Here is a 17,574-nt window from a genome sequence, read left to right on the forward strand (position 1 = left end):
CGATCCGTCTGGCGCTGACGGATCAAAAGCGGCGGCTGGCGATCGCGGCACCCTCGGCCAGGGCGGCGAGCTTCGCCCACACCACCTCCGGATCGAGGCCGCCGCTGCCGACATGGATGGAGAAGCCGCAATCGACGCCGGCGATGACGCGCTCGCGGCCGACCAGGTTCGCGTATCGGGAGAGGCGCTGGGCGATGAGCTCGGGATGCTCGATATAGGTGGATTGGGGCTCGATCAGCCCGGGGACGAGGATCTTGTCCTCGGGCACCTTCACCGCCTCAAACAGAGCATGCTCGTGGGCGTGGCGGGGATTGGCGGCCTCGAACAGGATTGCAGACGGCTTCGCGGTCCAGACGATGTCGATGATGTCGGCGAGCGGCACGTCGCAATGATGGGGCCCCGGATAATTGCCCCAGCACAGGTGCATGCGCAACCGATCGGCAGGGATGTTCGCCACCGCATGGTTGAGCGCGGCGACGTGGAGGCCGATCGCGGTTCGAAACCCGGCGAGGTCGAGATGGGCATATTGGACGTGCCGGCCCATGGCGAGGTCGGGACAGTCGATCTGGAGCGTGATGCCGGCCGCCGCGATCGTCTCATATTCGTGCCGGAGGCCGTCGGCGAGCGCGAACAGATAGGATTCGTGATCGGGATAATATTCGTTGCGGAAGAAGAGGGCGGTGACGCCGGGCGAGGCCGCGCTCATGAAGGTCGGCCGGCCGGCGGCGGCGGCGACCAGGCGCTCGGCGTCCAGCCGGGGCGCCTCCATGTCGCGAACCGAGATCGGGCCGGTGCAGGCAGGCGCGCGCCGGCGGGCGCGGCCGGCATCGCCGAACACCTTTGCCCGTGTACCGGGAAAATCGTCGAGATCCTGGAAGCTGTAGCTGCCGCTCTCGCCGCCGAAGCCGTCGAGCCGGTCCTTGATGTAGGTGGCGTAGCTCGGCTTCGACATCTCGCCGTCGCCGACGATCGCAATGCCGGCGGCGACCTGGCGATCGACCATCAAGGCGACCGCCTCGGCCACCGCCCGGTCGAGCGCCTCGGCCTCGACCGGGACATCTTCCTCGCGCGCGAACATCATCCGCATCAGCCGCTCGGGGCGGGGGAGGCTGCCGGTATGGGTGGTGAGGAATCCGTCGCTGTTCGTCATCGCCATGTCCGCTCTCGCTCGAGCTCAGCCTAAGGGGCAGGCTGTCCTCTGGCCATCAGGCTAGAAGTTCGATATGCGAAGTCAACTTCGTATAGCGAAGTGAGGCCCGGAACGGCGGGAGAGGAGCAAGGCGAATGGAGACGCTGTCGTCCGCCAGGTCCGATCACAAGCCGGCGCGCCCGCGCCCGGGTGCGGGCGAACTCCCGCCCGACCAGAATTTCCGCTTCTTCGACAATCGTCAGAAATATCTGATGTTCGTGAACACCTGCTCGGAGAAGTGGGTGGTCGCGAGCCGGGTCAATCTTGAGCTGTCGTCCATCCACCCGCGGCCGCCGGCGGTGCGGCTGTTCGATGCCGGCGTCGGCGACGGCACCGTGCTCAGCCGGGTGATGCGGATGATGCACAAGCGCTTCACCTGGATGCCGCATTACATCGTCGCCAAGGAGATCAGCCTCGAGGACATCCGCCTCACGCTCGAGAAGATGCCCGACCGCTTCTTCGAGCATCCGGCGACCGTGCTCGTCCTCACCAATCTCTATTATGCCGAGGCGCCGTGGCTGAACACGCATTCGGTCGCCGCGGCGAGCAGCATGGTGTGGAAGGAGGTGCCGTTGAGGGGCACCACCTCGGCCGACTTCGAGGAGCAGGTGACCGAGCTGCAGCCCTTCCTCGCCCAGGACTGGCGGGCGCGGATCAGCGCGAAAAGCGGCAATCCGGTCTACGAGAAGCCGGTCGTCCTCATCCTCTATCGCGAGGACCAGCGCTTCCTGCTCGATTCGGTCATTCCCCGGCGCGGCGCGGCGCAAGCGGATTTCGACCTGGTCATCGCCTCCCAGCCCTATCGCGCCCGCGCCTCGACCGCATTCAAGGCCAAGAAGGTCGTGGCTCCGCTGGCGCAGGCGCTGCGGCCGGGCGGGCGGCTGATCGGGATCCATTCCTATGGCCAGGACCCCGGCCTCGAGATCATCCGCCGGATCTGGCCGGACGAGGACCCGTTCCAGACGCGCCGCCGCGACCTCCTCGCCGCCACCAGGGACGAACTCGGCCGGGCCGCGCGCGACTATAATTTCAACGCTTATTCCGACGCCCGCTCGATCTTCCGCTACGACATGCACGCGCTGCCGAACGAGATACAGGAGGTCTCGTCGACGATCGGCACCTCGACCCTGTTCGCGGCCTGGAACGACGCCGCCTATGTCGCCCAGATCGAGGACCAGAGGCTCGAGGCGGCGATGAAGGGCAGCGACTATCTCGAGGCGACGCGCGAGGTGCTGCAGCGCCATCGCGGCCTGTGGTTCAACGACGAAAGCTATGTGATCTCGCGGAAAAGGGACGCCCTGTAACTAAATCCTCCCCGGTCTTTACCGGGGAGGGGGACCAAGCGTAGCTTGGTGGAGGGGTACTTCGGGCGCGATGAACAAGATCGAGCGAGCGCGACAGTTTCGGCGGAGTATGAGCCCGCCCGAAGTCATTCTTTGGCAGCATCTGCGTAGCCGCCCCGGCGGGTTCAAGTTCCGCCGACAGCGGCCCCTCGGGCCCTATTTCGCCGATTTCTATTGTCGATCGGCGGGGGTGGTGATCGAGGTGGACGGCTGCTCACATGACATGGGCGACAATCCTGCTCGCGATCAAAGGCGGGATGACTGGATGGCGGAAAAGCGGATCCTAACGCTCCGTTTCCCTGCCGCGGAGATCATGACGAACATCGAAGGCGTCTCGCTACGGATCTTGGAAGTGTGCGCTTCGCGCACCCCCTCCACCGGCTCCGCCGGTCCCCCTCCCCGGCAAAGGCCGGGGAGGAAGTAGCACGGACGAGTGGGCTACAGCGGCAGCTCCAGTTCCTCGCGGATGCGTTTGGTGGCGCGGAGGAAGTGGAGGGCGGCCCAGAGGTAGCCGGCGGTGGTGACCGCCATCGCGGCGACGAGGCCGGCGCTGGAGCCGGCCGGGGTCGAATCGGGGGCGAAGGCGTCGCTGAGGGCGCCGACCAGGAGCGGGCCGAGCCCGCCGCCGATCAGGGCGTAGATCATCTGGACGATAGCGGTGGAGGTCGCGCGCATGCGCGGGTGCATGAGGTTCTGGAACACGCCCTGGGCTGGAGCGAGATAGGTATATTGGACGAAGGCGGCGACGGCGAGCAAGGCGATCGCCGCCGCCGGCGTCTCGCGGGTGACGGCGAGGGCGTAGATCGGCGCCGCCAGCAGCAGCGAGACGCCCGGAAGCAAGCCGTAGGCGCGCGCGTCGCGCCGGGCGATGCGGTCCGTCAGCCAGCCCGAGCCGAGCACGCCGATCGTGGCAGGGGCGCTGGCGATGAGGCCGGCAATCACCCCGGCTTCGGCGACGGAGAAGCCGAAGCGGCGGAACAGGAAGGCGGCGAGAAAGGCGTTGAGGCCGAAGCCGACGAGGGACGCGACGGTCGAACCGGCGAGCAGGTGACGGAAGGCGTGGCGCCGCCACATCCGCGCGACGACCGCGGCGAGCGGCGGCACCGTGTCGGCATCGGCGCCGAGCCGGTCGTGCTGGCCGCGCGGCGGTTCGGCGACGGTGAAGAGGACGAGAGCCGAGAGAAGCAGGCCCGGAATTGCGGCGATGAGGAAGGCCATGCGCCAGCCGTAGAGCTGGGCGATGGTGGCGCCGCCGGCCGAACCGATGAAGGCGCCGAGCGGCGGCGCGAGCAACAGCACCGCCAACGCGCTGGTCCGCTTCTCCTTCGGAAAATAGTCGGAGACCACCGACTGGCCGGCGGGGAGCCCGACCGCCTCGCCGACGCCGACCCCAACCCGTGCGAGTGCGAGGGTGAGAAAGCTGGTCGCGAAGGCGCAGGCGGCAGTGGCCAGCGACCACAGGAAGGTGCCGATGCCGATCAGGGTGAGGCGCCGCCGCCGCTCGGCGATCCGCGCCACCCAGATCCCAAGGAGGACATAGAGGATGGCGAAGGCGAGCCCGGCGACGAGGCCCACCTCCGTATCGGTAAGCGCGAACTCCGCCTTTATCGGCTGGACCAGCACGTTCATGATGATCCGGTCGATGAAGCCGCAGGTGCTGATCGCGGTAAGCAGGATCAGCGCCCAGACCGGCGAGCGGCTGGCGAACCGCTCGAAAGGGCGGGCGGGGGCGAAGGGCGGCGTCGCTTCCGGTGCTGGCATGTCCGTCCCCTCCGGCGCCGGCGTTGAACCGGTCGCGGTCGGATATTGTAGGCGCAGCTTACGGTTGGCAATGGCGGGACCGCCGTGACGTTCGTTCCGGTTGCCAAACGGCCGCCGCCGGACCAGTCTGAGCGGGGAAGGGGAGAGACGTGGCTGGAGCCGAGACGGCGGCGAGGGGAAAGGTGCGGAGCGGACTGCCCGCGGGCCTGATCGCGCTGCTCGGCCTTTGCCTCGCCTTGTTCGGCTTCCTCGCTTTCTCGCGCGCGCCGTTCAACGACGGCGATACCAGCTGGCACCTCGCCGCCGGAGCGCTGATCCTCGACAGCGGCGCGGTGCCGCAGGCGGACCCCTTCTCCTTCACCTTCGCCGGCGCCCCCTGGACCGCGCACGAATGGCTGGCGGAAGTGCTGATGGCCGGGGCCCTGAGCCTCGGCGGCTGGGCCGGCCTCGCTTTGCTCAACGCGGCTGCCGTCATCGCCTTGTTCCTCATCGTCGGGCTCGAGCTTCGCCGGCGGCTGGCCATGCCGCAGATGGTCGCGGCGTTGATCCTCCTGTTCATCGTGCTGACGCCGTCGATCCTGGCGCGTCCGCACGTCCTCGCCTGGCCCTTGCTCGCCGGCTGGCTGGTGGTGCTGCTCCGCGCGCGCGACGCCGGGCGGGCGCCGGGCCTGGCCGCCGCCCTGATCATGCTCGTCTGGGCGAACCTGCACGGCAGCTTCGTGTTCGGGCTGGTCCTGCTCGCCTGGTTCGGGCTGGAGGCCTTGGTCCGCACGGCCGATCGCCGCCGCGCCCTGATCGGCTGGGCGCTGTTCGCTTCGGCCTCCCTGCTCGCCGCGATCGCGACGCCGCACGGACTCGAAGGCCTGCTCTTCCCGATCCAGGTCAGCGGCATGGAATCGCTGCCGCTGATCCGCGAGTGGCGACCGGTCAGCTTTTCCGAGGACCTCCTCTTCCTCGCCGTGCTCGCCGGGACCCTGCTCGTGCTGGTGGTGCGGCGGGTGCGGGTGCGGCCGCTGCGGCTCGTCCTGCTCCTGCTGCTCGTCTGGCTGGCTCTGCAGCATGTCCGTCACCAGTCGGTGCTGGCGATCGTCGCCGTGCTCGTCCTGGCGGAGCCCTTCGCCCGATCCGGCGAGGGCGAGGAAGGCGAGGGGCGGCGGCCCAGGCCGGCGCCGCCGTGGCTGCTGGTCCTTTTCGCCGCCGGTCTTGCCGCGATCGCGGCGGGCCGCCTCGCCGCGCCGCTCGAGCGGGCCAGCAGCGCGTCCAACCCGCTCGAAGCAATCGCCGCGGTGCCCGCCGAGCTTCGGCGGCGGCCGGTGCTCAACAGCTACGGCTTCGGCGGTCCGCTCATCCTCGCCGGGATCCGCCCCTATATAGACGGCCGCGCCGACATGTATGGCGACGCCTTCCTGGTCGAGCACCAGGCGATCGTGAACGGGGATCTCGCCGCCTTCCGCCGCGCCGTCGCCCGCTGGGACATAGGCTGGACGATGCTCGAGCCGGGAGCGCCGCTGGTCGTGCGGCTCGACGGCGAGCGGGGCTGGCGCCGCATCCATGCCGACCCATGGGCGGTGATCCACGTCCGCGGCGCGGTCGCGGCGGAATAAGGCCGCGCCTTTACCTCCCGGCAAGCCGCGCCGTCTAAGAGAAGAGCATGAGCGGGCGCGGCCGGATGACGGGAATCGCGGCCGGCGAGCGCGCCTGCGCCGCCGCCTGCTTCGCCTTGGTCCTACCCTTCGCCGTCTTCGTGACCGTGGACGGCCGGGTCGCCCCGATCGAATATGCCAGGCTGACCGGTACCTTCATCAGCTTCGCCGCGATGATCGCGATCGGCGCGGTGATATGCTTCGCCCTGCTCGAACTGGCGCGCGCCGGGATCGGCAGCCGCTGGCAGGCGAGCCCCGCGGCGGCGGTGCGCGCGGCGCTGGCGAAGCGCTGGCGCGAGGATCGACTATTCTCGCTCGCCTGGCCGGTGGCGCTGTTCCTGCTGCTGCTCCCCGCCTTCAACGCCTACAAGCAGCGCATCCTGCCCGCCGCCGGCTTCCATTTCGATCCGCAGCTCGCGGCGCTGGACCGGGCGTTGCTCGGCACCGATCCCGGGGCATGGCTCCACGCTGCGATCGGATCGCCGGGCGTCACCTTCTTCTTCGACGCCATCTATCACAGCTGGTTCATGCCGACGACCCTGGGCCTCTGCTTCGTCGGGCTGTGCGCGGGAACGCGCACCCGCGGCCAGTACATGCTCGCTTATGCCGCCGTCTGGATCCTGCTCGGTGCAGTCTGCGCCTTCCTGGTTCCGGCGGCGGGCCCGGCCTTCTACGAGGTCCTGGTCGATCCGGCCGGCGCCGCGCCTTTCCGCAGCGTGCAATCGGGACTGGAGGCGGCTGGCGGCGGCCAAGTCTATCTGACCTCGCTCGGCAATCAGGCCTATCTGCTGCAGAACCTCGACTCGCCGGTGCTGGTGGTGGGCGCCGGCATCTCGGCCGTCCCGTCGGTGCACAATGCGATCGCCGCCTTGTTCGCGCTCGCCAGCTTCCGCGCCCATCGCGGCCTCGGGGTGGCGATGACCTTCTACGCAGCGCTCATCTGGATCGGCTCGGTCTATCTCAACTGGCATTATGCCGTGGACGGCGCCGCCGGGATCGCGGGCGCGGTGCTGATCTGGATCGCCAGCGGCCGGATCGTCGACCGCCTGATACCGGCCGCCGAGCGGCGGACGCTCCGGCCGGCGCCGCTTCCGGCCTGAGCCGGACGGCCGAATGAAAAGGGGCGACCCGCAGGCCGCCCCTCTCGTAAGATCGACAAAGTTCGTCCGGAGACGATCCAGTGGCCGATTAGCGCAGCTCGACGGTGCCGCCGGCTTCCTCGATCTTCTTCTTGATCTCCTCGGCCTCGGCCTTGGAGATGCCTTCCTTGATCGCCTTCGGCGCGCCCTCGACCAGGGCCTTGGCTTCGCCGAGGCCGAGCGAGGTGATCGCGCGGACTTCCTTGATCACGTTGATCTTCTTGCCGCCATCGCCGGTGAGGATGACGTCGAACTCGGTCTTCTCTTCCTCGGCCGGGCCGGCCGCGGCGCCGCCGCCGGCCGGAGCCGCGGCAACGGCCGCAGCGGCGGAAACGCCCCACTTCTCCTCGAGCGCCTTCGCGAGATCGGCGGCTTCGAGAACGGTCAGCTCGGAAAGCTGATCAACAAGCGCATTGATGTCTGCCATTTTCAGTCTCCACTAAGGGGCATGTGCCCCAGTTCATTCGGTTGAAGCCCCGGCGCTTGCCGGGACCAAGGTCGGTCAGGCGTTTTCCTTGTCGGCATAGGCCTGCATCACGCGGGCGAGCTGGGCCGCCGGCGCCTGGACGATCTGGGCGACCTTGGTCGCGGGTGCCTGGATGAGGCCCACGATCCTGGCGCGCAGTTCGTCGAGCGACGGAAGCTCGGCGAGCGCCCTCACTCCATTCGCGTCGAGCAGGGTGTCGCCCATCGCCCCGCCGACGATCTCGAGACGATCGTTGGTCTTGGCGAAGTCCACCGCGGCCTTGGCGGCCGAGACGGGATCGGACGAGGTGGCAAGCGCGGTCGGGCCGGTCAGCATGTCGCTGATCGGCGCGTAGCGCGTCCCTTCGACGGCGATGAGAGCGAGCGTGTTCTTGGTGACCTTGTAGCGGGCGCCGGCGTCGCGCATCCGATTCCTGAGCACGGTGGACTGCGCCACCGTCAGGCCGAGATTGCGGGTGACGACCACGACCTCGGTCTCAGAGAAAGTCTGCTTGAGTTCAGCGACCTGCTCTCTCTTCTGAGCTCGATCCATGCTAACTCCCTCAAGGTTCCGGCGAACGCGTCGCCGGGACCGATTTCGCCCGGCGGACGATCCGCCGGACGCACGAAGACCCCCGCTTTCGGAGGGCAGGCGCGCGGAAACCCGCGCGCCGAAAGGTCCGAAGGGGAGAAAGCGGCCCGAGCCCAAGGACTCGCGGCAGTCATCCGAATGCGCCGTTGCACGGCCGCCCGGAAATCTTTTCCCCGTCTAGGCGGGAGATTAAGCCCCGAGGGGCACCCGCTGTCTCGGACGGTGCTTGCCGGCAGCGCCGGCGAGCGAAGCCGCGCATCTAAGGACTTGCCCAGGAAAGTCAATGTCCCTGGGCCCGGCTTCAGGATTCGCGGAGACGCGGAGCCGCGGGGAAGGCCGCGCTTCTTCGCCGCTCGCGAAGAAGAGAGGCGCGCCGGTCTTTTGATTGTCCCTCGCGCCTCAGCGCCTCCGCGCGCGATATCCCGCATCAGGCAACCGAGCCTTGGCTCCCGGCAGAGGAGCAGATAGCAATGTTAGCGATAACAATATGGAGGGGAGCGATGGCTGGACGATTCGGAATGGCGTGGGCGGTGGCGGCCGCGCTCGCCTGGGTGGCGGCGCCGGCCCAGGCCGAGATCCGCGCCAGCGCCAGCATCGACGCGCGGGCCGAAGGGGTTCGGATCGCGCCCGAGATATACGGCCAGTTCGCCGAGCATCTCGGCACCGGCATCGAGGACGGCATCTGGGTCGGCGAGGATTCGTCCATCCCCAATATCCGGGGCTTCCGCCGCGACGTCGTCGAGGCGCTGCGGCGCCTCAAGGTGCCGGTGGTGCGCTGGCCGGGCGGCTGCTTCGCCGACATCTATCGCTGGCGCGACGGCATCGGACCGCGCGACCGGCGGCCGGTCACGCTCAACAAATGGTGGGGCAATGCCGAGGAGCGAAACCGGTTCGGCACGCACGAATTCTTCGACTTCGCCGAGCTGATCGGGGCGAAGACCTATCTCAACGTCAATGTCGGCACCGGCACGGCCGGCGAGGCGCGCGAGTGGCTCGAATATGTGACCTCGCCGAGCGGATCGACTCTTGCCCAGCTGCGGCGCGCCCATGGCCGCGAGCGGCCGTGGCGGGTCGACTATATCGGCATCGGCAACGAGATGTGGGGCTGCGGCGGCAATCTCACCGCCGCCGAGTTCGCGCCGCTCGCCCGGCGGTTCGCGACCTTCCTGCGCGAGGAAGGGGGGCCGCGCATCATTGCCGGCGGCGCGACCGGCGACGATCACGGCTGGACCGAGGCGCTGGTGCGCGATCCGCGCGGCTTCGACGCGGTGTCGCTTCATCAATATACGCTGCCGACCGGCGACTGGACGACGAAGGGCGCGGCGGTCGGGTTCGACGAGGCGGCGTGGGCGCAGACGTTCCAGCGCACCCGCCGCATGGAAGAGCTGATCGTCGGCCATGACGCGGTCATGGACCGCCACGATGCGGAGAACCGGCTCGCCCTCATCGTCGCCGAATGGGGATCGTGGTACGATCCGACGCCGGGCACCAACAGCGCCTTCCTGCAGCAGGAGAACAGCCTGCGCGACGCGCTGATCGCCGCGCTCAACTTCGCCATCTTCCACCGCCATGCCGATCGGGTGCGGATGGCGAACATCGCCCAGATGGTGAACGTGCTCCAGGCGATGATCCACACCAGGGGCGAGCGAATGGTGCTGACCCCGACCTACCACGCCTTCGAGATGTTCACGCCCTTCCAGGGCGCGCAGGCGCTGCCCGCGCAGGTGACCAGCCCGGACTATGTCGTCGGCGACGTCAGCCAGCCCGCCGTGGAGGTCACCGCCGCGCGCGACGCGGCAGGAGCGGTGCACGTCGCCCTGGTCAACGTCGATCCGGACGAGGAGGCCATCGTGTCGCTGGCGCTGGCCGGGCGAGGGCAGGCGGCGCTCTCCGGGCGGCTGCTGACCGCCGAGCGGATGGATTCGGTTAACAGCTTCGGCGCGCCGGAGACGGTGCGGCCGGTGCCCTTCAACGGGGCGCGCTGGCTCGGCGAGCGGCTCGAGGTGCGGCTGCCGGCCAAGTCGGTGGTGGTGCTGCGCGTCGGCTGACTATCCAAACCTCCGGGGAGCGGCGGGCGAGGGCGTTCCGAAGCCATGGCGCTGGAGCCGCGGCTCTGGCATCGTTCGGCGATGACGCAGTACCAGGTCACCCCGATTCTGCCGTGCAACGACATCGAGACGTCCCAAGCCTTCTACGAGCGCCTGGGATTATCCGTGGTCGCCGGAGACGCGGGCTTCCGAATCATGGCGGACGGCAAGGGCTGGCAGATCATATTGCGCCCCGCCGAGGCCGGCTGGGTGATACCGGAGCGCAACTCGCACGGCCTTTTCCTGTTCTGCGATGATGTCGATGCCGTTGCCGATCGCGTCCGGGACATCATCGTCGAAGAGGGCGCGCCCCATCGCAAGCCGTGGGGCACCTACGAATTCGCGGTCGGCGATCCTGACGGCGTGCTCGTCCGGATTGGCCGACCGGCGCGCGAGGATGATCCGCCGCATCACTGATCCGCTGCGCGCTTCGCCATTGCCCCTCTTCATCGCCCCTGCCTTCAGGCACACCCAAAGAAAAAGGGGCCGGAATGACCCGGCCCCTTCTGCTTGTTCTGCCCGTCGAAAGGATCAGGCGCTCGCCGCGTCGCCTGCGTCGATCTTGAGACCGGGGCCCATGGTCGAGCTCAGGGCGATCTTCTTGACGTACTTGCCCTTGGCGCCCGAGGGCTTGGCCTTGACGATCGCGTCGACGAAGGCGTCGTAGTTGCGGCGCAGATCCTCGTTCGAGAAGCTCGCCTTGCCGATGCCGGAATGGATGATGCCCGCCTTCTCGACGCGGAACTCGACCTGGCCGCCCTTGGCGGCCTTGACCGCCTCGGCGACGTTCGGCGTGACCGTGCCGAGCTTCGGGTTCGGCATCAGGCCCTTGGGACCGAGCACCTTGCCGAGCCGGCCGACGATGCCCATCATGTCGGGCGTCGCGATGACGCGGTCGAAGTCGATCGTGCCGCCCTGGATGGTCTCCATCAGGTCCTCGGCGCCGATCACGTCCGCGCCGGCATTCTTCGCCTCCTCGGCCTTGTCGCCGCGCGCGAACACCGCGACGCGCACCGTCTTGCCGGTGCCCGCGGGCAGGGTGACGACGCCGCGGACCATCTGGTCGGCGTGACGCGGATCGACGCCCAGGTTCAAGGCGACCTCGATCGTCTCGTCGAACTTGGCGGTGGCGTTGGCCTTCAGCGTCTCGATCGCCTCGTCGACGGCGTAGAGCTTCTGGGTGTCGACCGCCTCGGCCAGCTTCTTCTGCTTCTTGCTCAGCTTCCCCATCGGATCAGCCCTCCACCACTTCGAGGCCCATCGCGCGGGCGGAGCCTTCGATGATCTTCGCCGCGGCGTCGATGTCGTTGGCGTTCAGGTCCTTCATCTTGACTTCGGCGATCTCGCGCAGCTGAGCGCGGGTGACGCGGCCGATCGTCTGCTTGCCCGGCTCCTTCGCGCCCGACTGGATCTTCGCGGCCTTCTTCAGGAGGAAGGTGGCCGGCGGAGTCTTGGTCTCGAACGAGAAGCTGCGGTCCGCATAGACGGTGATCACCGTCGGGATCGGCATACCCTTCTCGAGCTCGCCGGTCGCCGCGTTGAACGACTTGCAGAATTCCATGATGTTGACGCCGCGCTGACCCAGAGCCGGGCCGATCGGCGGCGACGGATTGGCGGCGCCCGCAGGCACCTGGAGCTTGATATAGCCCGTTATCTTCTTCGCCATTGCTCACTCTCTTTCAAGTTTAGCGGTCCAGACGGAGGCCCGAAGGCCGCCTCCCGCGATGGTCCGCCGAGATGGTGTCTCGGCGGGGTTTTTCCAGCTTTGGCCGGAAACTCCTTCGTCGTCATGCCAGCGGCAGCTGGAATCTCCCTTCCCTTGGAGAAGAAGCGAGATCCCGGCTTTGGCCGGGATGACGGCTAGATCACTTCACGCGTTCGACCTGCTCGAACTCGAGCTCGACGGGCGTCGCGCGGCCGAAGATCGACACCGACACCTTGACCCGGCCGCGGTCGAAATCGAGCTCCTCGACGATGCCGTTGAAGCTCGCGAACGGGCCGTCGAGGACCTTGACGTTGTCGCCGATCTCATAGTCGACGCTGACCTTGGTCTTCGGCGCCGCCGCGGCCGCCTCGTCCTTGGTGTTGAGGATGCGCGCCGCCTCCGTGTCGGAGATGGGCTGAGGCTTGCCGCTCGAGCCGAGGAAGCCGGTCACCTTGGGCGTGTTCTTGACCAGGTGATAGACGTCGTCGTTCATCTGCAGCTTGGCGAGAACGTAGCCGGGGAAGAACTTGCGGTCCGAGGTCACCTTCTTGCCTCGGCGGACCTCGGTCACCTTCTCGGTGGGAACCTCGACGGCCTCGACCAGCCGATCGAGCCCGAGGCGGGTCGCCTCGGCCATGATCGCGTCGCGAACCTTGTTCTCGAAGCCCGAATAAGCGTGGATGATGTACCAGCGTGACATGCCTGTTCTTGCAACCCCTAGCTGAGCAGGCCGAGCAGCGCCTGGACGATCGAGCTGAACGCCGTGTCGACCCCGAAGAAGAACAAGGCGAGCAGCGCGGTCATGATCACCACCATCAAGGCGGTCATCGTGGTTTCCTTGCGGCTCGGCCAGACGATCTTCGCGGCCTCGACCTTGACCTGGTTCAGGAACTCGCCTGGACTGACTCTCGCCACGTTCTCAACCTCTTGAAATCAACGCGAATAAGGCCGCAAGCGGCTGCCGTCTCCGGTGCCGCCGTGGCCTTGCCATCCCTCCGAAGCCGGCCGTGCCGATCAGGCGGGAATGGCAGGAGTGGAGGGACTCGAACCCCCGGCCCTCGGTTTTGGAGACCGATGCTCTACCAGCTGAGCTACACTCCTAAGAGCCAGAGTGGGGGGTCCTTAGCCGTGCGCCTGTGACAGCGCAAGGCCGAAAACCTCCGTCCCCTCCCTCGCGAAAGAGGCCGAAAGGCGGCCGTTTCCGCAGGGTGGCGAGGCGAGCCAGGCTGCCCCATTCCCTCCGGCGCATGCCCCTGCGAGGACATGAGTTCAGGCCGCCGCCCGTTTCCGGTTCCGGCCCAGCATCGCCCTCGCCGAGGAAGCCGAGACGGGCCTGGAGAAGATATAGCCCTGGACCCGGTCGCATCCAAGGGTGCGGACGAGCTCGAGCTGCTCGTCGGTGGCGACGCCCTCCGCCACCGTCTTCATGCCGAGGCTGCCGGCGAGGGCGACGACCGCCCGGATGATGGCGGTGCTCTCGGGGTCGGTCGCCGACATCGCCTGGACGAAGCTGCGGTCGATCTTGAGGCTGTCGAACTTCGCCTTGCGCAGATAGCCCAGGGAGGAATAGCCGGTGCCGAAATCGTCCATCGCCAGGCCGACCCCGAGGCTCTGGATCTGCTGAAGCATCTTCTGGGTGGCGTCGCTCAATTCGAGGAAGACCGTCTCGGTCACCTCCAGCTCGAGGCGCTTCGGCTCAAGGCGCGCCTGGGTCAGCGCGGAGACGAGGGTGACGATGAAGCCCGGGTCGCGCAATTGGCGGGGCGAGACGTTGACCGCCACCGAGATCTCCGCGGGCCAGCTCGCCGCTTCGAGGCAGGCCGTGCGCAGCACCCATTCGCCGATGCGGCCGAGCATGCCGGTTTCCTCGGCGATCGGAATGAACTTGGCCGGGGAGATCTGACCGAGTTCGGGATTGTTCCACCGCAGCAGCGCCTCAAAGCTGTGGATTCCCAAACTGCCCGCCTCGACCACCGGCTGGAAGTGCAGGCTGAACTCGCCGGCATCGACGGCGCCGTGCAGCGCCAGCTCGATCCGGCGACGCTCTTCGGCCCGTGCCTGGAAGGAGGCGTCGAAGAAGCTGATGTCGTTGCCGGCGCCGTCCTTGGCCCGGTAGAGGGCGAGGTCGGCGCTTCGCACCAGCTCCTCGACGCTGTCGCCGTCGTCCGGTCCGATGGCGACGCCGATGCTGGCGCCGACGAACAGCCTTTGCTCGCGATAGAGGAATGGGCCCTGCAGCGCGCCGACCAAAGCGAGGCAGAGCTGCTCGAGCTCGCCACGGCTCTCGACGATGGGCACGACGAGCGCGAACTCGTCGCCGCCGAGGCGCCCGGCGGTCATCTCGTCCGAGATCACCGTCTCGAAGCATTGCGCCACCTGCTGGAGGAGGTGGTCGCCGGCGACGTGGCCGAGGGAATCGTTGATCGACTTGAACCGGTCGAGATCGATCAGCAGCACCGCGCATTGCTCCCCGCCGGCTTGCGCCGCGGCGAGCGCCGATTCGAGATTGTCGAGCAACTGCAGCCGGTTGGGCAGACCGGTCAGGGCGTCATGGCGGGCCATGTGCGCGATCCGGTCGGCGGCCCGCCGAGCCTCGGTGACGTCAGCCCCGACGCCGCGATAGCCGGTGAAGCGGCCGCTCTTGCTGAACACCGGCCGCGCCGACAGCTCGATGCTGCGCAGCTCGTCGCCGCAAGGCACCGGCAGCACCAGATCGGTGATCGGCTGGCGGCGCGCGATCGCCGCCTCCGCGGCGGCGAGGGTCCGCCGCAGATTCTGGTCCGTCCTCGGCACCGATTTCAGGAGTTCGGCCAGCGAGCTGCCTTCAAGTGCCTCGACGTCCCGGCCGACGGCGCGGGCGAAGCGCGCGGACGCGTTCTGGAAGGCGAGCTTGGCATTGGTCTGCCACAGCCAGTCGGCGTCGCTGCTCTCATATTCGCGCAGCAGCAGGCTCACCGCTTCCTGGCGCTCCTCGAGCGCGAGATCGAGGCATTTGCGCTGGATGAAAGCGCGGCCGTTCACCATCACCATGAACAGCATCACGGCGGTGTAGATCGGACCGATCGCGGTGACGAGGAGCGAATCCGAGGTCATCAGCATCCGCGTGGCGGCGGCGCCCATGACGAGCACGTAGGGCGCGGCGGCGGCGGGGACGGGCGCGAAGATGAAGGCGGCGCCAGCCATCATCGTCGCGGTGATGACGCAGATGCCGAGCTGCTGGCTGTGGCTGGCGAACTCGAAGAAATAGCGGGCGGGGAAGCCCCAGACGAAGCCGAACAGGACGCTGTGATAGGCGGCGACGTTCAGCGTCTTGCGCGGGATCGAGTGGATCGGGCGCCGGCGCAGGCGCGAGCGCGTGCGCGAGATGTGGTGCATGAGCAGGATGAGACCGGCCAGCCAGAGGGCGATATGATGGCCCGGAGCGCGCCCGATCATCATATAGGCGATGATGAGCGCGTTGAGGGTCTGGCCCCAGGCGGCGATCTCCATCGCCCGGCTCATCTCGACGAGTTGCGCCGCCCGCACCCGGCCCCAGCCGCGGCTGCCCGGCGGCGCGGCGCGGTTGAAGACGACCCTCCAGTCGAGTTTGGGCAGGTTCCTGGCCGTCATGATCCCCTCAGGGGGTCGCCCCCGGTCCCCCGAGCGGCATCCTTACCGGCAAAGCGTTAGGGAAGCGTTAGCCGCTTTTCCGCGGCACAGGCGAAAGTGGCTGATTCCTGTCGCTTGTTACCGGTATCAGCGGCGACGCTGCCGCGCCTACGCCGCCCCGCGCCGGCTCAGGCGGCGATGTCGTAGGTCTGGATCTCGCCGGAAAGATAGAGATTGCGCGCCTTCGCCCGCGACAGCTTGCCCGAGCTGGTCCGCGGCAGCGAGCGCGGCGGAACCAGCTCGACCACGCAATTTATCCCGGTGATCGCGCGGACCCGCTCACGGATCGCACCGCGCAGCCGTGCCCGTTCGGCGGCATCGGACGTGCGGCACTGGACCAGCACCGCGGGCGTCTCCTCGCCCCCGGGCGTGGTGATCGAGAAGGCGGCGATGTCGCCCGCCTTGAAGCCCGGAAGCTGCTCGACCGCCCACTCGATATCCTGCGGCCAGTGATTCTTGCCGTTGATGATGATCATGTCCTTGGCGCGGCCGACGATGTAGAGATAGCCGTCCGAAAGATAGCCCATGTCGCCGGTGTCGAGCCAGCCGTCGGCATCGAGACAGGCGGCGGTCGCCTCCTCGTCGCGGAAATAGCCGACCATCACCGACGTGCCGCGGCAATGGACCTTGCCGACTTCGCGCTCGGACAGGCGGCTGCCGTCGTCGCCGCGTATCGCGACCTCCATGTCGCGCACCGGCTTGCCGCAATTCACCACCGCCCGGTAGCGCTGCGGGCGGTCGCGCTCGCCGGGGCCGCCGCCGGCGAGCAGGGTCTCCTCGACCATCTCGACGACGATGCCCTCGCCCGGCGGCATCACCGAGACGGCGAGCGTCGCCTCGGCGAGGCCGTAGCTCGGCAGGAAGCTCGACGCCTTGAAACCGGCCGCGGCGAAGGTGTCGACGAAAGCCTGCATGACGTCGGGCCGGATCATGTCGGCGCCGTTGCCGGCGACCCGCCAGCGCGACAGATCGAAGCGCTCGGCGACATCCATCTGGCTGGACACGCGCCGCGCGCAGATGTCGTAGCCGAAGGTCGGCGAATAGCTCATCGTCGTGCCCTGGTTGCGACTGACGAGGTCGAGCCAGGCGAGCGGGCGGCGGGCGAAATCTTCCGTCTTCAGATAGTCGGCCGACATCTGGTTGCCGACGATCGACAGCATGCAGCCGACGAGCCCCATGTCATGATAGAAAGGCAGCCAGGAGACGCCGCGATCGCCGGGGCCGATCTTCATGCTGTGGGCGTGGGCGGCGAGGTTGCTGAGCAACGCGCGGTGGGTGACGGCGACGCCGTGCGGGAAGCGGGTCGATCCGCTCGAATATTGCAGATAGGCGATGTCGTCGGGCTGCGCCTTCGGCAGCGCCGTCGGCTCGGCGTCGTCCAGGGCGAAAGCCGACCAGTCCTGGCTCTCCACCCCGGCGGCGGCCGCCGCGGCCGCCGCGAAGGTGTCGAGCTCTGCGGGATAGAGGAGCAAGCGGGGATCGCAGCTCGTCAGCTGGGTGGCGAGCTGGTCGATATAGGCGTCGCGGCCGCCGAACGAGGTCGGCAGCGGCAACGGCACCGGCCAGGCGCCGGCATAGAGGGCGCCGAAGAACAAGGCGACGAACTCGGGCGCGGTCTCGGCGACGAGAGCGATGCGCTCGCCGGGGCGGACGCCGCGCGCGATCAGCCGATGGGCCGCCGCAAGCGCGTCCTCACGCAACTCGGCAAACGGGTAGGGGCGCACGAGCTGGCCGCGCGCATCGTGGAAATTCAGCCCGCGCAGACCCCGCGCCGCATAATCGAGCGCCTCCGGCATCGTCTCGAAATCGGCGTAGCGCCGCGGCAGGTCATCATCGGTCGGAGTCGGCTGAAGGGGTGAGGCCCCCCGGCCTTCATGATCCATCACGTCTCGATCTGTCCTCATCTACGGGCTAACCGTGCCCGGGAAAGTAGGTGCGGGCGCAACGCGTCCGGATTCGATGCTTCGACATCGCTTCCTCCTCGCGGCTGCCAGGCGACGAA

At 68.2% G+C, this 17,574-nt stretch carries 16 protein-coding genes and 1 tRNA gene; 6 read left to right on the plus strand and 11 right to left on the minus strand.

Annotated elements, in window-relative coordinates:
- Nucleotides 1-22: 22 nt before the first annotated feature.
- Nucleotides 23-1,156, minus strand: a complete 1,134-nt coding sequence (locus tag DDE10_RS01545; protein WP_114950962.1) for a cobalamin-independent methionine synthase II family protein — start codon at nucleotides 1,154-1,156, stop codon at nucleotides 23-25.
- 128 nt (nucleotides 1,157-1,284) lie between these two features.
- Between DDE10_RS01545 and DDE10_RS01550 the strand changes: the two genes are divergently transcribed.
- Both DDE10_RS01550 and DDE10_RS01555 read left to right on the plus strand, forming a co-directional pair.
- Nucleotides 1,285-2,493, plus strand: coding sequence for a hypothetical protein (locus DDE10_RS01550; RefSeq protein ID WP_284734371.1), 1,209 nt, complete (start codon nucleotides 1,285-1,287; stop codon nucleotides 2,491-2,493).
- A 70-nt stretch (nucleotides 2,494-2,563) separates the two neighbouring features.
- Nucleotides 2,564-2,956 carry an endonuclease domain-containing protein gene (locus DDE10_RS01555; protein WP_114950963.1) on the plus strand — a complete coding sequence of 131 codons (393 nt, stop codon included), beginning with the start codon at nucleotides 2,564-2,566 and terminating at the stop codon, nucleotides 2,954-2,956.
- 14 nt (nucleotides 2,957-2,970) lie between these two features.
- On the opposite strand, the gene DDE10_RS01560 is transcribed toward DDE10_RS01555, so the two are convergent.
- A complete protein-coding gene (locus DDE10_RS01560) occupies nucleotides 2,971-4,293 on the minus strand; it encodes an MFS transporter (protein WP_114950964.1) in 1,323 nt (440 codons plus the stop codon).
- Between the two features lie 149 nt (nucleotides 4,294-4,442).
- Between DDE10_RS01560 and DDE10_RS01565 the strand changes: the two genes are divergently transcribed.
- Entirely contained in the window at nucleotides 4,443-5,897 is a 1,455-nt protein-coding gene (locus tag DDE10_RS01565) for a hypothetical protein (RefSeq protein WP_162806212.1), read from the plus strand.
- Nucleotides 5,898-5,944: 47 nt separating this feature from the next.
- The gene (locus tag DDE10_RS01570; RefSeq protein WP_114950966.1) at nucleotides 5,945-7,036 is read left to right on the plus strand and encodes a phosphatase PAP2 family protein; all 1,092 of its coding nucleotides are present in this window, start codon (nucleotides 5,945-5,947) and stop codon (nucleotides 7,034-7,036) included.
- A gap of 88 nt (nucleotides 7,037-7,124) precedes the next feature.
- Here DDE10_RS01570 and rplL read toward each other — a convergent pair whose 3' ends face one another.
- Together rplL and rplJ are read right to left on the minus strand one after the other, a co-directional pair.
- Nucleotides 7,125-7,502: a 50S ribosomal protein L7/L12 gene (gene rplL / locus DDE10_RS01575; RefSeq protein ID WP_114950967.1), complete on the minus strand. Its 378-nt coding sequence runs from the start codon at nucleotides 7,500-7,502 to the stop codon at nucleotides 7,125-7,127.
- A 75-nt stretch (nucleotides 7,503-7,577) separates the two neighbouring features.
- The gene (rplJ, locus tag DDE10_RS01580) at nucleotides 7,578-8,093 is read right to left on the minus strand and encodes a 50S ribosomal protein L10 (RefSeq protein ID WP_114950968.1); all 516 of its coding nucleotides are present in this window, start codon (nucleotides 8,091-8,093) and stop codon (nucleotides 7,578-7,580) included.
- 539 nt (nucleotides 8,094-8,632) lie between these two features.
- On the opposite strand from rplJ, the gene DDE10_RS01585 reads away from it, so the two are divergent.
- Both DDE10_RS01585 and DDE10_RS01590 read left to right on the plus strand, forming a co-directional pair.
- Nucleotides 8,633-10,180, plus strand: coding sequence for an alpha-N-arabinofuranosidase (locus tag DDE10_RS01585; protein ID WP_284734372.1), 1,548 nt, complete (start codon nucleotides 8,633-8,635; stop codon nucleotides 10,178-10,180).
- Nucleotides 10,181-10,225: 45 nt separating this feature from the next.
- Complete coding sequence (locus DDE10_RS01590; protein WP_284734373.1) at nucleotides 10,226-10,636, plus strand: VOC family protein; 411 nt, start codon at nucleotides 10,226-10,228, stop codon at nucleotides 10,634-10,636.
- Nucleotides 10,637-10,750: 114 nt separating this feature from the next.
- Here DDE10_RS01590 and rplA read toward each other — a convergent pair whose 3' ends face one another.
- The 7 genes from rplA to DDE10_RS01625 all read right to left on the minus strand — a co-directional run bounded on the left by rplA (nucleotide 10,751) and on the right by DDE10_RS01625 (nucleotide 17,476).
- Nucleotides 10,751-11,449, minus strand: coding sequence for a 50S ribosomal protein L1 (gene rplA / locus DDE10_RS01595; protein ID WP_114950970.1), 699 nt, complete (start codon nucleotides 11,447-11,449; stop codon nucleotides 10,751-10,753).
- A 4-nt stretch (nucleotides 11,450-11,453) separates the two neighbouring features.
- Complete coding sequence (gene rplK / locus DDE10_RS01600; RefSeq protein ID WP_114950971.1) at nucleotides 11,454-11,885, minus strand: 50S ribosomal protein L11; 432 nt, start codon at nucleotides 11,883-11,885, stop codon at nucleotides 11,454-11,456.
- A gap of 199 nt (nucleotides 11,886-12,084) precedes the next feature.
- Nucleotides 12,085-12,624 (minus strand): transcription termination/antitermination protein NusG, encoded by a 540-nt coding sequence (nusG, locus tag DDE10_RS01605; RefSeq protein ID WP_114950972.1) that lies wholly within the window; start codon nucleotides 12,622-12,624, stop codon nucleotides 12,085-12,087.
- Nucleotides 12,625-12,641: 17 nt separating this feature from the next.
- Nucleotides 12,642-12,839 (minus strand): preprotein translocase subunit SecE, encoded by a 198-nt coding sequence (secE, locus tag DDE10_RS01610; protein ID WP_114950973.1) that lies wholly within the window; start codon nucleotides 12,837-12,839, stop codon nucleotides 12,642-12,644.
- A 110-nt stretch (nucleotides 12,840-12,949) separates the two neighbouring features.
- A tRNA-Trp gene (locus DDE10_RS01615) sits at nucleotides 12,950-13,025 on the minus strand.
- A 168-nt stretch (nucleotides 13,026-13,193) separates the two neighbouring features.
- A complete protein-coding gene (locus DDE10_RS01620) occupies nucleotides 13,194-15,533 on the minus strand; it encodes a putative bifunctional diguanylate cyclase/phosphodiesterase (protein WP_114950974.1) in 2,340 nt (779 codons plus the stop codon).
- 167 nt (nucleotides 15,534-15,700) lie between these two features.
- Entirely contained in the window at nucleotides 15,701-17,476 is a 1,776-nt protein-coding gene (locus DDE10_RS01625; RefSeq protein WP_284734374.1) for a fatty acyl-AMP ligase, read from the minus strand.
- Between the last annotated feature and the right edge of the window lie 98 nt (nucleotides 17,477-17,574).

This window comes from Sphingosinicella terrae, from assembly GCF_003347635.1.
Classification (GTDB): domain Bacteria; phylum Pseudomonadota; class Alphaproteobacteria; order Sphingomonadales; family Sphingomonadaceae; genus Allosphingosinicella; species Allosphingosinicella terrae.

What these genes read in the sequence shown, in the direction of transcription:
- rplK (WP_114950971.1), bottom strand. Translation starts at nt 11,885, where the DNA reads ATGGCGAAGAAGATAACGGGCTATATCAAGCTCCAGGTGCCTGCGGGC.
- DDE10_RS01560 (WP_114950964.1), bottom strand. Translation starts at nt 4,293, where the DNA reads ATGCCAGCACCGGAAGCGACGCCGCCCTTCGCCCCCGCCCGCCCTTTC.
- DDE10_RS01625 (WP_284734374.1), bottom strand. Translation starts at nt 17,476, where the DNA reads ATGAGGACAGATCGAGACGTGATGGATCATGAAGGCCGGGGGGCCTCA.
- DDE10_RS01570 (WP_114950966.1), top strand. Translation starts at nt 5,945, where the DNA reads ATGAGCGGGCGCGGCCGGATGACGGGAATCGCGGCCGGCGAGCGCGCC.
- DDE10_RS01550 (WP_284734371.1), top strand. Translation starts at nt 1,285, where the DNA reads ATGGAGACGCTGTCGTCCGCCAGGTCCGATCACAAGCCGGCGCGCCCG.
- DDE10_RS01585 (WP_284734372.1), top strand. Translation starts at nt 8,633, where the DNA reads ATGGCTGGACGATTCGGAATGGCGTGGGCGGTGGCGGCCGCGCTCGCC.
- DDE10_RS01590 (WP_284734373.1), top strand. Translation starts at nt 10,226, where the DNA reads ATGGCGCTGGAGCCGCGGCTCTGGCATCGTTCGGCGATGACGCAGTAC.
- DDE10_RS01620 (WP_114950974.1), bottom strand. Translation starts at nt 15,533, where the DNA reads ATGACGGCCAGGAACCTGCCCAAACTCGACTGGAGGGTCGTCTTCAAC.
- nusG (WP_114950972.1), bottom strand. Translation starts at nt 12,624, where the DNA reads ATGTCACGCTGGTACATCATCCACGCTTATTCGGGCTTCGAGAACAAG.
- DDE10_RS01555 (WP_114950963.1), top strand. Translation starts at nt 2,564, where the DNA reads ATGAACAAGATCGAGCGAGCGCGACAGTTTCGGCGGAGTATGAGCCCG.
- DDE10_RS01545 (WP_114950962.1), bottom strand. Translation starts at nt 1,156, where the DNA reads ATGGCGATGACGAACAGCGACGGATTCCTCACCACCCATACCGGCAGC.
- rplL (WP_114950967.1), bottom strand. Translation starts at nt 7,502, where the DNA reads ATGGCAGACATCAATGCGCTTGTTGATCAGCTTTCCGAGCTGACCGTT.
- rplJ (WP_114950968.1), bottom strand. Translation starts at nt 8,093, where the DNA reads ATGGATCGAGCTCAGAAGAGAGAGCAGGTCGCTGAACTCAAGCAGACT.
- rplA (WP_114950970.1), bottom strand. Translation starts at nt 11,449, where the DNA reads ATGGGGAAGCTGAGCAAGAAGCAGAAGAAGCTGGCCGAGGCGGTCGAC.